The following is a 13590-nucleotide window of genomic DNA, read 5'->3' on the forward strand; positions in this document are numbered from 1 at the left end:
TCCGCGACAAAAAGACTGAATCTTGGTCTTGCACTATTCTCATTCCTACTCCACCGGGCAACGATCCCCCAAGGTCAACGGCAGCCTGGGTGACTTCGCGCAATGAAAAAGACTACCCAAGATAAATGTGATTATCCTGAGTAGCCTAGGTCAAGAACTAGTCTTCTAGAGTTCTAACGAAATTCTTCAGCCAAGTCTTCAAGTTGGCCCCGAGTTCTTCGTTCTCCACAGCAAGGGCAATGTTCGCTTGCAGATAACTTAGTTTGTCGCCTGTGTCGTAACGCCGACCTCGGAAAACTACAGCGTGCACACCAGCTCCCTCCCCGTCGGCAGTCGCCAACTCTTGTAGAGCATCCGTTAACTGAATTTCATTGCCCCTACCGGGAGCCGTGTGCTTCAGAATCTCGAATACACGGGGATGCAGTAAATAACGTCCAATGACAGCTAGATTACTCGGTGCTTCTTCAACGCTCGGTTTCTCAACCAATCCATTAACTTTGACGTAGTCGGCATCCTCTACCGGGGACACATCTGCACATCCATAAGCACTGATTTGTTTCGGATCAACTTCCATCAGAGCAATAACTGAACCGCCAGTCGACTTTTGAATGTCAATCATGGAAGAAAGCAAGTCATCATCTTCATGGATCAAGTCATCACCGAGAAGAACCGCAAATGGTTCATCCCCTACATGTTGCTTGGCACATAAGACTGCATGACCCAGCCCGCGAGGATCGCGTTGCCGTACATAATGGATATCCCCCAACGCTGTGGCATCTTGCACCAACGCGAGCTTCTTCGTATCACCCTTCGCTTCCAAAGACGCTTCCAGTGACGGAACACGATCAAAATGGTCTTCAAGAGCGCGCTTGTTTCGTCCGGTAATCATCAGGACATCATTAAGCCCAGCACGAGCAGCTTCGGCGACAACGTATTGAATCGCTGGCTTGTCGACGACTGGGAGCATTTCCTTTGGCATTGCCTTCGTTGCAGGAAGGAAACGTGTCCCTAAACCGGCTGCCGGAATGACCGCTTTGGTAATAGCGCGAGGTGCAGACATAGTGTTGAATCCCCTATCTTCGGATTAGTTAATGGCGACAGTATTGCGCAACTACCTACGGATGAGTAAGCCTCTTGATTACAGCGCGCGGGAAGTACTCATCAACGTCCCCGCCAAGAGCCTGTACTTCCTTGAGCAGAGATGAGGAAAGATGCGTGTATCGCGTATCAGCCTGAAGGAAGACCGTTTCAACACCTGTCAGATGCCGATTCATCGTGGCCATGGGAATCTCATAGGCGTAGTCAACAGTGCTACGCAATCCCTTGACGATTGCTTCCGCTCCCTGCTCCTTGCAGAAATCAGCTAGCAGCCCCTGGCCCATCGGCACAGCGGAAACCCCACGCAGTCCACCGACAGTTTCTTCTACCATGGCGACTCGTTCGTCTTCGCTGAAGCGATACTTCTTGGAGTAATTCGTGGACACTGCCACGATCACCTCATCAAAAAGGCTCGCCGCACGCGCAATGATTTCGACGTGTCCATTATGAATTGGGTCAAAAGAACCCGGGCATACCGCTCTTCGCATGAACTGAATCTATCAAGAACTCATGTCAAATTAGCGATCTGGTGTGAATGTCTCGTAAAGATTCCATGACTTAATACCCTCGTTCCTCTGTACGAGACGATAATGGACTCATGAGCATTGAATTCACTCCATGGCAGCGAACCGCATATGGTGCCAACCTACTAGATTCCAATGGACAGCCCGGAGTGACGATCTTTGAAGAAATCACCGCATTAGCGAATCACCACAAGGCCATCAATCTAGGCCAGGGGTTTCCCGATTCCGAGGGTCCACCAGAAATCAAGCAAATTGCCATCGACGCAATTCAAAATGGCGCTAACCAATACGCACCAGGTTCAGGGACCCTGAACCTCCGCGAAGCTATCGCTGCGCATCAGGAACGGTTCTATTCGTTGAAGCTTGACCCGGAGACTGAGATTGTCGTTTCCACAGGCGCAACTGAAGCCATCGCCGCTTCTCTGCTGGCATTCCTGGAACCTGGCGATGAAGTTGTGACCTTTGAGCCTTACTACGACTCCTATGCAGCCATGATTGGGTTGACCAACGCTGTGCATAAGGTCGTTCAGCTCAAGGCTCCGAATTTCGAACCAGATTTGGATGACCTTCGACGTGCAGTCACTGACCAGACGCGGGTAATCCTCGTGAATAATCCCCATAATCCAACTGGCACCGTATTAGATGTTTCAGTGCTCCAAGAAATCATTGCCCTGGCGCATCAGCACAACTGCATCATCATCGCCGATGAGGTCTATGAACATCTGACTTTCGGTGTGCGACATGTTCCCATCGCGAGCTTGCCCGGTGGACCAGAGCGAACCATCACCATTTCTTCAGCGGGCAAGTCTTTCTCCTTTACTGGCTGGAAAGTAGGCTGGGCAACCGGTCCTCGCCAACTGATCACTGCTGTCCGTACAGTGAAACAGTTCCTGACCTACTCCTCGGGCCCAGCGTTCCAACCGGCAGTAGCGAAAGCCCTGCAACTTCCAGACGCCTTCTTCGAGCGCTTCGCCGCCGATCTCGGACAGTCGGGAGAAATTCTCGCATCAGGTCTGGAAACAGCTGGCATCCCGGTGATTCGCCCAAAGGGTACCTACTTCTTGGTTGCTGATGTACGTGGCTTTGAATTGAATGATGCTGCTGAAGTAGCACGAATGATGCCCGAGCACCTCGGAGTTGCGGCGATACCGATGTCGGCCTTTGTCCATCCCGAAAACCGAAATGACTACCAGGGCCTGCTGCGCTTCGCCTTCTGCAAAAAGCCTGACGTGATTTCCGATGCAGTTCAGCGATTGCAGCGCCTGCCAGAGGTGCTCTCCAATTGACACGAAAGCTGGCTAAACGGTGGCTTGGTTTTGTCCAGGAACACGCCACGATTTACGACGATGACTTGGTCCCCGGGTCAAAAATACTCGCCATCGGCGACGCGCCCCAGTCGCATGTCAATCTTTCGCATCCGGAAGAAGTCTTCTACGAATATCTCGCGCGCATTGCCAATCATCTGAAGGTCCTGCGCCCAGAGGAGCGTCCAATGAAGATGCTGCATCTCGGCGCAGGCGCTTTGACTCTGGCTCGCTGGGCGAGTGTGGTTTATCCGTCGAGTACTCACGTAGCTGTAGACATTGAGCGGGAACTTCTTGATTTCGTTCTCACGCATCTGCCTTTGCCTCAAGGCTGCGATCTATCCCCAATTGTTGCCGATGCAAGGAGCGTGCTTGCCGAACAACTGGTCGATGAAAAGTTTGACGTCATCGTACTGGATATCTTCTCTGGGCCGGACGCACCAGAACACCTCACCACCGACGGCTACTACGCAGAACTCAAGAATTCATTGGCCAACGACGGATTGCTGTTTGTGAACATTGGCGATGATCCTCCCTTGGATTTCACTTGTTCTCAAGTTGAGGCAGCAGGTTCCAGCTTTGAATTCGTGATGCTGAGTTCAAGTCCGGAAATGTTTACCAAGCGCTTCCCCGGGAACTTGATATTGACAGCGTCCCGCCAACGATTCCGGGACGATCTAATACTCCAATGCCAGGCAGCGGGACCACACCCGTCAGAGGTTCGCCATTCGATGGATCTAGATGGGTTCTGCAAACCATAGGTGCGTTTCGCCGTATTTCTTGTCGGCGAACTTCTCCATGGCGCTCGGCCATGTTGGTTCTGGTGAACGACCGGAACGCTCGACGATCACGGTGGCATCTTCAGCTAGGATTCTGGATATCTTCTCGAGCGTGACAGCTAGTTCTTCTTCAGTCAGCGGGTAAGGAGGATCCAGCAAGACCACGTCAAAGGTCTTGCTGGGCACTCCCGAAACCGCGTTGTAATACCCATCGAGGACGCTATCAACACTCCCGCGCTGAACCGTAACGGTATCGGTCTTCAGAACCTTATTCACCAGTGCCGCATTTTGCTGGCAAACAGAGACCGCTTTGGGCGCCTTTTCTACCAGAACAACCTGCCGCGCCCCGCGGCTGGCTGTCTCGACGCCTAGCGACCCTGATCCTGCAAAGAGATCCAGTACTCGTGCGCCAGAGAGGATATCCCAGCTTTCCAAACGGGAGAAGAGAGCCTCTTTGACCCGGTCCGTTGTAGGGCGTGTTGCATCACCAGGTACGGACTTCAGTGGACGCCCGCCAGCGGCTCCAGCGATTATTCGGCTCATTGCCTAGATCTACCTTCAATCAGTTCTTATTTAAATATTCTTTGGTGGACTCATCAAGCCAATTCCCGGCAGCCACCAGGAGTCCGGGGTGATGACGTCCCCAGTTGCCATCGGCAAGGAGGAGACCCGCATCGGTTCTAGCCCGCTCAATGAGCGAGCGATCCTTGATGATGCTCAGTTCCCGCAACGACGATCGGCTACCCGATTGCTGAACGCCGAGGATGTTTCCTTCTTTGCGTTCCGCCAAGTCTGCTTCGGCTAGCTCAAAGCCATCGATTGTTGACTCGATCGTCTTCAAACGTCCAACCGACGGATGGTCCGCGTCCAACCATGTGGTCATGAGGCACGTCCCGGGAAATCCGCCACGGCCTACGCGGCCACGCAGCTGGTGGAGCTGCGAGATGCCAAAGCGCTCAGCGTCCATGATCACCATCAACGTCGCATTATGAACGTCAACACCGACTTCAATGACAGTCGTAGAAATCAGCACGTCAATTTCGCCACGTGCAAAGGAATCCATGGATTCTTGCTTGTCTGCTGCATCCAGTTGCGAGTGCAGCGCTTCGGTACGTATCCCAACAAATTCAGGCATCCCACCCAGCAACTCCTGCATGGCTTCGACGCTCATGGTTTGTCCGGCAGAATCTTCATAGGTCGCTAGGAGAACGCCTTGTTCCGCTGTCGTGTCCGAAATTCTTGGACACACCACATAGACTTGGTGGCCCTTCCCGACTTCCTCAATGATCCTTGAGAACAACCTGTCCCGGAAACCGGTCAGCTGCATGGGAACAATATGCGTTTGGATCGGTGCGCGCCCGGCGGGCATGCGCTTGATTGTCGACGTGTCCAAATCGCCGAACACGGTCATAGCGACGGTTCTCGGGATCGGCGTAGCGGTCATGACCAGTGTATGCGGAACAGAGCCGGCCGCCTTAGCCCGCAAGGCATCGCGCTGTTCAACGCCAAAACGATGTTGCTCATCCACGACGACTAGGCCAAGTTCAGCAAATTGCACCTGATCGCCCAGCAGGGCATGCGTCCCAATCACCAGTCCTGTTTCACCGCTGGCAATACCTAATAGAGCTTCACGACGCTGTGCAGTTTTTGCCGAACCTGTCAGGAGCGCGACTCCAGTTCCTTCGCCTTCGCCGAACAATCCGGGTTCTGCAAGGTTGCCAAGCATCTTCTTGATAGACGCATAGTGCTGTGCGGCCAGGACTTCTGTCGGTGCAAGGAGTGCTGCTTGGCCTCCGGCATCGATCACCTGCAAGATGGCACGTAGCGCGACAATGGTCTTGCCGGAGCCCACCTCTCCCTGCAGCAATCGATGCATCGGATGTGGCTGTGCCAGATCGGCAGAGATTTGTTCTCCGACAAGGAGCTGGTCTTCAGTGAGGGTAAACGGCAGGATGGCATCAAATTTATCGGCCAGTCGTCCTGTCACCTGTGGACGCGGGATAGCTTTCTGCGCTCCCAGCTGGCGACCGCGTTCCCCTAATGCCAGCTGCAGCATGAAGGCTTCTTCAAAGGCCAAGCGCTGTCGAGCGACGTAAGCCTGCTTGATTTCTTTGGGAAAATGTCGATCCAAGAACGCTTGATGGCGTACTGGGTAATGATGGGTGCGTAGGAGGTCTGCTGGAAGAAATTCAGGAAGATTCTGATCTGTGAATTCTTCCATCAACAACGCCATCAAATCCCTGATGCGCTTATTCGGCATCTTCGCCGAGGCCGGATAGATCGGGATAGGGCGCGGATCCGCTTGTGATGCCTCATCCAGGATCGCGTATTCGGGCTGGCTCAGCTGCAGGTGGTCCTGGTACCAGCCAACCTTGCCGCTGAACATTGCAATAGTTCCAATATCCAGGTCCGTTCGGGCTTGGTAACCATTGAAGAAGGTCATCTTCAGCTCTTGGCCGCCTGCACTGAGTTCATCGCTAACGGTCACTTCAAAAATGAAACCGCGACGCGAGTGCATCTGTCGCTGGCTAACGTTGACCACCTGGGCCACAACGGTGACGTGCTCGTCAAAGGGAAGCTCTGAAATCGGCGTAAGTTCGCCTACTTCGACATAGCGCCGCGGAAAATGCCAGAGGAACTCCCCCACTGTGCTGTAGCCGAATGCCTTTTCCAGCGCGGTGGCGTTCTTATTTCCGAGGAATGTTGAGAGTTCTGCATTCTCAAACGTGGTCAGCGTTGTTTCAGCCATCGTGGGTGCACAGGTCGGTGACGCTGATATTCACTGGGTCACCGTATTTCTTGATCAGGTCCAAGGCTTTTTCAGACTCCGGAACATGCACATGTACGCGCCAACGGTAGGTGTCTTCTTCAAGCTGGTTTACCGGGGACATGATCACGGAATTGCCCATGGCATCTAGCTGACCGCGCAGAGTAGCAGCGCCTAATGCGTCCAGAGAGACAGTGCACATGACTTCGACGCCGGTTTCAGTGTCATTGTTCAGATGAACATGCGGATCCTGGACCTGATAGCCATGGAATTTCTCGTAGGACTCAAAATCAGTGGCGTCGCTTCGAATAGCAGCGCAAAGTTCATCGATGATGATCAGCATGCCCACCGCGCCCGCATCTACTACACCGGCTTCAACGAGGGACGGGAGCTCTGTTTCAGTTCCCTTCACTGCCAATCGAGCCGCTTGGCTCATCTGGGTCAATACCGTGTCCAACGCTGCACGGCTTTCTAAATCGCACTTCAAGTGAGCAAGGGTTGAGCCTGCGGCCAACGCGATGGCGTTGATCACGGAGAGCATGGTGCCTTCGACTGGTTCGCTAAGTGCTGACCATGAGCGCACCTTGGCACGTTCAAGCCCAAGGGCTAGCAGCGGCGCGGTAAGCCGCTCGTAACCGACCCACGGTTCACTCAGGCCGCTGAGGAATACAGCCAACAGGGTTCCAGAGTTGCCGCGCGCCGATTCCATTGACGCGCGCGCGGCAACTTCTAAGAAGCCACCGATGTCGTCGCTTTCCAGTTTACTCACTGCATCGTGACCTGCCCGTGCAGTCAGATACAGGTTACTGCCCGTATCTCCGTCTGCTACCGGGAAAACGTTGATGGCATTGAGCCGGTCAGAATGGTTCCCGAGACTCTTGACACTCCGTGCGAGCCATTCTCTGATGGCACGCACCGAGGTATCGAGTTTTTGGGGAGTCATGGAAAGTTGGTCCTTCAGTGGAGTTATCGTGACAGGTCAGTATTTTCTACGAACTCTGCCATCTTGTCTTCTTGCAGTGCCTTGCCAAACTTCTCAATCACTTCCATATCCGGAATGACAATTGACTGTCCGTCGGCCGAACGTCCCGGGCCCTTGTTAGGAAGGGTGAAGAATTCCATATCGTTCGAACGCAGGTTCAGCATGGAGGAAGCGTAAGAGGCAACCTTGCCAGAATCCAGAGTTTCATCAACTGCAATGAACGGTGCAATTTGAGAAACAACTTCAGAGACCTTACCCGGGTTGGTCAGGGTTTCCTTGGACATCAACTGACCAAGCAAAGCCTTGACGAAAAGCTGCTGGTTCTTGACGCGCTCGTAGTCGCTGCCTGGGAAGGACTTGCGTTCACGGACAAATGCCAGTGCCTGTTCACCGTCCAGGGTTTGAACACCCTCTGGGAAGTACATGCCATTAACAATTGACTGCTTGAAGCCTCGCGGGTTATTGACGGTAACTCCGCCCACTGCGTCGGTTAGACCCTTGAATCCTTCGAAATCGACGGACGCGACGTGGTTAATGCGAACGCCAAAGAGCCCCTCAAGGGTTTCGACTGCTTTGGGCACTCCACCGCTGGCAAAAGCGCGGTTGATCTTGGCAGTGCCTACGCCCGGAATATCAAGCCAGGTGTCGCGCATGACGGAGGTGACAAACACATTCTCGCGGTCTGCAGGAATATGAACCAGCATCATGGTGTCTGAGCGGCCACCGTTAGGCAGGGTACCAAAGTCTTCGCTGTCCTCATCCGCCTCACGAGTTGCGCGAGTATCGCTTCCGAGCAGCAGGATGTTGACGGCGTCCTTGGACTCGTCATTGACTTCAGGACGAGTTTCTTCCGCGGGGAAGGCATCCGTAATCGTCTGGCTTTCAGAGTCGAAAGTTCTGCCAAGGTTCCAAAGGTAACCGGCGGCAACAAGCGCCGCGACCATGACGAGGGCAAGCACGCTTAAGACGATGGCTCGCCCGGTGCGCTTTTTCTTTTTGCGCGGTCGCGCTGGGTGCTCTTCAAAGGACATTTGCTACCTTTCACAGTTTCAACTCTGTACATCCTATCTTTCAGAGTGCCGATGTAGTCTTATAACGTGTCTAAAATCAGCTTGAAAGCCCGACTGTCACCAAAACTTAACCGAAAACTTGCTCAAACTTCGGCATTGGTGATGAGCGGTACTTTATTACTACCAGTACTTGCAGGCTGCGCATCAGCCGCTTCCGTGGATGCTGCCCCGGACGCAGCCAACCCGCTTTGTGCGGAAATGATGGTCGTCCTGCCTGAAGCCATCGATGATGCCGAGCGCCGTTCAACGACCTCGCAGGCAACCTCGGCCTGGGGCGACCCGTCAAAAGTTGTCTTGCGTTGCGGTGTCGAAGTTCCAGGACCCACTACTGACCCCTGTGTATCCGTGAATGACGTCGACTGGGTAGCGAATGAGGATGAAGAATCAGGTATCTGGACCTTGACTACTTATGGCCGGACGCCAGCGACCGAAGTCGTCTTGGATCCTAACGTCATCCCGTCAAGTACCGTGCTGGCCACGCTGTCGGATGCAGCCCAGAAGATCCCGGCTTCCAAAAAGTGCGTCAGCGTTGACAAGTCAGTGAACTTGTAAGCGGATCGCCTACAAGCAAAGCCTGAGGGTGTGTTGATTCTTCAACACACCCTCACGCTTTAACGGCTATTCCCGGATTAGCGCAAACCGATATTCCGGTCAGTAGCCAGCCCAATCAGCTCATCAATAAGTTCACGGTACTCAATTCCCGTTTTGGCCCACATTTGCGGGTACATGCTTGACGGCGTGAAGCCGGGCATGGTGTTGATTTCATTGATGATCCACTCCCCTTCGGGAGTATGGAAGAAATCAACTCGAGATAGGCCTTCTGCATCAATAGCATCGAAGGCCTTGACTGCAAGTTCGCGGATCTGGCGAGTGGCTTCTTCGCTCAAATCTGCTGGGCAGCTGAGCTCGGCGGCGGCGCCATCAACATACTTCGCTTCGAAATCATAGAAGGTGTGCTCATTATCTGCCACCGCGATTTCGCCTGGCAATGAGGCACGCGAAGGTTCGCAGCCGCGGCCTTCAAGAACACCGCATTCGATTTCACGGCCAACGATCCCCTGCTCGATGATCACCTTGGGATCTTCAGCACGGGCAATCTCAATAGCGGCACGAAGCCCCGAAGGCTCGTCTACCTTGGTGATGCCTACCGAGGATCCCGCGCGGGCCGGCTTGACGAACAACGGGTACTGCAGGTCTTCGCAACGCTTCATGGCAGCTTCGCTGTTGCGCAGCCACTGCTTGTTGGTGATGACTTCGTACGGGCCTACTTTGAAGCCTGCTCCTTCGAAGACTACCTTCATGAAATGCTTGTCCATGCCCATCGCACTGGCTGCGATACCGGAGCCAACGTAGGAAACGCCAGCCATTTCCAGCATGCCCTGGATTGATCCATCCTCGCCGAACGGACCATGAAGCAACGGGAAGACCACGTCGATCTCGCCCAGATCTGCCACCGTGGAGTCCGAGTAGGACAGCAATGATGTCTTCTGCGCGTCGGTGGAAAGATGCACCGGATGATCCACCGAGGAAATTTCTGGCAGCTTGCCAGTATTCAGTGCCCAGCCTTCTGGATCCTCGTCCAGCAGGGTCCAACCGCCGTCGCGGGTGATACCCACCGGAACAATTTCGAAACGCTCGCGGTCGATGGCGTGCATGACGCCGGCCGCAGTAACGCAGGAAACGGAATGCTCTGAGGAACGGCCACCGAAGAGCAAGAGGACGCGGAGCTTGCGTTCAGTCATTAGTGACGTTCTCCTTCAGATTTCAATTCACGCGACAACAGGCGTGCAGCCATATTTTCAACGCTCAAGGTGCCCTCCAGGACCATGACCACCGCTTCGGTGATTGGCATTTCCACGTGATGGGCCTGGGACAGGTCGAATACGGCACGTGCTGATTTGATGCCTTCCGCAGTCTGCGACATGCGGTCATTGACCTCTTCCAAGAAGAGCCCCTGGCCAAGCAGGCGTCCTGCAGTGTTGTTGCGGGAGAGCGAGGAAGAACAGGTAGCCACAAGGTCGCCTAGGCCAGAAAGACCTGCCAAGGTGTCCAAACGGCCACCCAGGGCGAGGACCAAGCGAGTGGTTTCAGCCAAGCCGCGCGTGATGACGGTGGACTTGGTGTTATCGCCCATTCCCATGCCATCGCACATGCCAACGGCAAGGGCGATGATGTTCTTGACGATTCCGCCAAGCTCAACACCCAAGACATCGTCATTAGTGTAGGGACGGAAGTATGCAGCGGAGCACAGTTCAGCAATCCACTGCGCAATATCAGAATCGGTGCAGGCCACGACCGAAGCCGTTGGCTGCTCGCGTGCGATTTCCATTGCCAGGTTTGGTCCGGACAGCACAGCGATCTGCTCTGCAGGCAGCCCGGTGACTTCGGCGATGACCTGGCTCATGCGCAGATCGGTCCCGCGTTCAAGACCCTTCATCAGTGAAAGCAAGACCGCACCGGGTTCAAAGAATTCTTTGAACTTCGCCAATTCCTGGCGCAACGACTGAGCCGGAATCGCCAAGACGACAAGGTCAGCGTCGTTGAGAACGGTCTTCGGATCCGATGATGCCGTGATGTTGGCCGGAAGCTTGGTTTCGCGCAGGTAGCGTGAATTGGTGTGGCGTTCATTGATTTCATTGGCGGCGTCTTCGCGACGGGCCCAAATCTGAACGTCGATGCCCTTGTCTGCAACGGAATCAGCAAGTACCTTGGCGAAGGTTGTCCCCCAGCTGCCAGCGCCCATGACGGCGATTTTGCGTGGTAGCGGCTTAGTCAATGTCAGTCCTCTGGAAGGTGTTGATCAAGGTAATTAGTTATCCGGGGTATCGAAATTGCGGCCAGTCTTCGACTGGCCATGCTTGCTGGGATCCCACCGCGCAGCTGGTGCTTCTTCTTGGCGCAGTTCTGCGGTCAGTGCGGTGATCGCGTCCATGATGCGATCAGTGGCTTCTTGCAGCACTGCCCGAGTACGCGGGCCACCACGCAAGTCATCAAGATCCACGGGCTGGCCAACTGACACGGTGACGTGCTTTCGCGGGAACGGATACATTTTCTTGGAATAGCGCGGCAGCAGTTCCTGGTCGCCCCAGTGAGCCATCGGTACCACTGGTGCGCCAGTCTGCAGGGCCAAACGTGCGGCACCGGTTCGCCCTACCATTGGCCACAGATCAGGGTCGCGGGTCAGCGTCCCTTCCGGGTAGATGACTATGACCCCGCCTGCGTCCAGGACTTTTCGGGCCGCGGCCAGCGATTCGCCAGCATTGGATGCGCTGCGTGACACCGGAACCTGGCCGGTCTCGCGCAGCATCCATCCGAGCACTGGGATCTTGAACAAGGATTCCTTGGCCAGCCAGCGTGGCAGCCGGCCATTGCTGTAAATAGCATGGCCGACAACCAGCGGATCAATCTCGGTCAGGTGATTGGGGCAGAGGATGTACCCGCCCGGAGGGAGGGTTTCGAAGCCCTTCCACGTTTTGCCCATCAAACCGTTCATGGCAGAACGGACAATGCCCGCCAATAGCGAGAAAACCCGTTTAGTCTTAGCAGATTCGCCAGGGGCCAGAATCTTTACCACGATTCGGATCCCCTTTAGTTGCTCAGCTCGACATTTGCGCCCAGGGCCTGCAGCTTCTCCATGAAGTGCTCGTAGCCTCGGTTGATGATCTCAATGCCGGTGACCTTGCTGGTGCCTTCGGCAGCCAGAGCAGCGATCAAATGGGAGAAACCGCCACGAAGATCAGGAACATCGATGTCGGCACCGGTCAGCTGCGCTGGGCCTACGACAACAGCAGAATGCTTGAAGTTGCGCTGTCCGAAGCGGCAAGGGGTGGAGCCGAGGCAGTCGGTGTGAACCTGGACGGTGGAACCCATGCGAACCAGCGCATCGGTGAATCCGAAGCGGTTCTCATACACAGTCTCGTGAATGACCGATACGCCCTTGGCCTGGGTCAGGGCCACTACCAGCGGCTGCTGCCAGTCAGTCATGAAGCCCGGGTGAACGTCGGTTTCCAGGATCAGTGGGTTAAGGTCTCCACCTGGATGATAGAAGCGAATACCGTCGGACTTGACGTCGAATTCACCACCGATCTGGCGGTAGACGTGCAGGAAAGCAGTCAAATCACGCTGGGTCGCGTCCTGGACGAAAATGTCGCCCTTGGTGACCAGCGCGGCAGAGGCCCATGACGCGGCTTCGTTGCGATCAGGCAAAGCGGAGTGGTCGAAGCCCGTAAGCTTCTCGACACCCTGGATGCGGATCACGCGGTCGCGGTGCACGGAGATGATGGCGCCCATCTTCTGCAGCAGCGAGATCAGGTCAAGGATTTCTGGCTCAATGGCCGCGTTGCTGACTTCGGTGACACCCTTGGCTCGAACGGCCGAGAGCAGGACCTGTTCGGTGGTGCCAACACTTGGGTATTGCAGTTCAACCTTGGCGCCGGTTAGCCCATTAGGGGCCGAGATGCGGATGCCATCGGCAGCCTTGTCAACGATCGCTCCAAAGTCGCGCAGCACTTCCAGGTGGAAGTCAATTGGGCGGTCGCCGATGCGGCAGCCACCCAGATCCGGGATGAACGCTTCGCCCAGGGCGTGGATCAATGGTCCGCAGAAAAGAATAGGGATACGCGAGTCACCGGCATGGGCATCGATCGCCTGGTTCGAGGCGGTCTTGACCTGGGTAGGGTCCATGGTCAGATCGCCGGTTTCAGGGTCCTGGTCAACCTTGACACCGTGGATTTCAAGGAGGCTGCGCACGACAGCTACATCTTTGATCTCCGGTACGTTGCGCAATACCGAAGGGGTATCGCCAAGCAGAGCCGCGACCATGGCTTTTGGCACTAGGTTCTTTGCTCCGCCGACTCGTACGGTGCCCTTGAGCGGGACACCACCATGGATCGTCAGGATCTTACCCATGTATGAATTACCTCATCGCGTAGTCGTTATCGCCCGCCGAAGCTTCTAGGCTTTCGAACTGGCAGGACTAAGTAAGCATACCGCCTCTGTACCTGCCAGTATGCCCAGATCATCTCGTGGCGCACACTTTGTGAGCATGCTTTCAGACAGACCTATTA

13 protein-coding genes and 1 pseudogene are annotated in these 13590 nt (G+C 55.0%); 4 read left to right on the forward strand and 10 right to left on the reverse strand.

Annotated elements, in window-relative coordinates; genetic code table 11:
• Positions 1-157: 157 nt before the first annotated feature.
• Both galU and coaD read right to left on the reverse strand, forming a co-directional pair.
• Entirely contained in the window at positions 158-1060 is a 903-nt protein-coding gene (galU, locus tag ACIOJF_RS06230) for a UTP--glucose-1-phosphate uridylyltransferase GalU (protein WP_133833489.1), read from the reverse strand.
• Positions 1061-1115: 55 nt separating this feature from the next.
• Positions 1116-1586 (reverse strand): pantetheine-phosphate adenylyltransferase, encoded by a 471-nt coding sequence (gene coaD, locus ACIOJF_RS06235; RefSeq protein ID WP_105661166.1) that lies wholly within the window; start codon positions 1584-1586, stop codon positions 1116-1118.
• A gap of 110 nt (positions 1587-1696) precedes the next feature.
• Between coaD and ACIOJF_RS06240 the strand changes: the two genes are divergently transcribed.
• Both ACIOJF_RS06240 and ACIOJF_RS06245 read left to right on the forward strand, forming a co-directional pair.
• The gene (locus tag ACIOJF_RS06240) at positions 1697-2908 is read left to right on the forward strand and encodes an aminotransferase class I/II-fold pyridoxal phosphate-dependent enzyme (RefSeq protein ID WP_133833490.1); all 1212 of its coding nucleotides are present in this window, start codon (positions 1697-1699) and stop codon (positions 2906-2908) included.
• A complete protein-coding gene (locus tag ACIOJF_RS06245) occupies positions 2905-3687 on the forward strand; it encodes a spermidine synthase (protein ID WP_286172114.1) in 783 nt (260 codons plus the stop codon). Before ACIOJF_RS06240 ends, ACIOJF_RS06245 begins: the two co-directional genes overlap by 4 nt.
• On the opposite strand, the gene rsmD is transcribed toward ACIOJF_RS06245, so the two are convergent.
• The 4 genes from rsmD to ACIOJF_RS06265 are packed head-to-tail and all read right to left on the reverse strand — an operon-like array spanning position 3664 to position 8485.
• Positions 3664-4248 carry a 16S rRNA (guanine(966)-N(2))-methyltransferase RsmD gene (gene rsmD / locus ACIOJF_RS06250; RefSeq protein ID WP_105661164.1) on the reverse strand — a complete coding sequence of 195 codons (585 nt, stop codon included), beginning with the start codon at positions 4246-4248 and terminating at the stop codon, positions 3664-3666. The genes ACIOJF_RS06245 and rsmD overlap by 24 nt on opposite strands.
• Before the next feature lie 19 nt (positions 4249-4267).
• A complete protein-coding gene (locus ACIOJF_RS06255) occupies positions 4268-6454 on the reverse strand; it encodes an ATP-dependent DNA helicase RecG (RefSeq protein ID WP_402741356.1) in 2187 nt (728 codons plus the stop codon).
• Positions 6447-7415 (reverse strand): DAK2 domain-containing protein, encoded by a 969-nt coding sequence (locus ACIOJF_RS06260; protein ID WP_105659158.1) that lies wholly within the window; start codon positions 7413-7415, stop codon positions 6447-6449. Before ACIOJF_RS06260 ends, ACIOJF_RS06255 begins: the two co-directional genes overlap by 8 nt.
• Positions 7416-7438: 23 nt before the next feature.
• Complete coding sequence (locus tag ACIOJF_RS06265; protein WP_105659157.1) at positions 7439-8485, reverse strand: LCP family protein; 1047 nt, start codon at positions 8483-8485, stop codon at positions 7439-7441.
• A 141-nt stretch (positions 8486-8626) separates the two neighbouring features.
• Here ACIOJF_RS06265 and ACIOJF_RS06270 point away from each other — a divergent pair, with 141 nt between their 5' ends.
• Positions 8627-9076: a DUF3515 domain-containing protein gene (locus ACIOJF_RS06270; RefSeq protein WP_402741376.1), complete on the forward strand. Its 450-nt coding sequence runs from the start codon at positions 8627-8629 to the stop codon at positions 9074-9076.
• A 77-nt stretch (positions 9077-9153) separates the two neighbouring features.
• Here the strand turns inward: ACIOJF_RS06270 and ACIOJF_RS06275 are convergent, their stop codons facing one another.
• Positions 9154-10266, reverse strand: a complete 1113-nt coding sequence (locus ACIOJF_RS06275; protein ID WP_402741357.1) for a D-alanine--D-alanine ligase family protein — start codon at positions 10264-10266, stop codon at positions 9154-9156.
• Positions 10266-11300, reverse strand: coding sequence for an NAD(P)H-dependent glycerol-3-phosphate dehydrogenase (locus ACIOJF_RS06280; protein ID WP_402472809.1), 1035 nt, complete (start codon positions 11298-11300; stop codon positions 10266-10268). Before ACIOJF_RS06280 ends, ACIOJF_RS06275 begins: the two co-directional genes overlap by 1 nt.
• Positions 11301-11378: 78 nt before the next feature.
• Between ACIOJF_RS06280 and ACIOJF_RS06285 the strand changes: the two genes are divergently transcribed.
• Positions 11379-11540, forward strand: coding sequence for an NADH pyrophosphatase zinc ribbon domain-containing protein (locus tag ACIOJF_RS06285; protein ID WP_353653987.1), 162 nt, complete (start codon positions 11379-11381; stop codon positions 11538-11540).
• 84 nt (positions 11541-11624) lie between these two features.
• Here the strand turns inward: ACIOJF_RS06285 and ACIOJF_RS06290 are convergent.
• Positions 11625-12017 (reverse strand): annotated as a pseudogene (locus ACIOJF_RS06290) (lysophospholipid acyltransferase family protein); the annotation flags it as partial.
• A 95-nt stretch (positions 12018-12112) separates the two neighbouring features.
• Positions 12113-13432, reverse strand: a complete 1320-nt coding sequence (gene murA, locus ACIOJF_RS06295) for a UDP-N-acetylglucosamine 1-carboxyvinyltransferase (RefSeq protein ID WP_105659152.1) — start codon at positions 13430-13432, stop codon at positions 12113-12115.
• Positions 13433-13590: the final 158 nt, after the last annotated feature.

It is taken from the genome of Glutamicibacter sp. NPDC087831, from assembly GCF_044742845.1.
In the GTDB taxonomy this organism is placed as follows: domain Bacteria; phylum Actinomycetota; class Actinomycetes; order Actinomycetales; family Micrococcaceae; genus Glutamicibacter.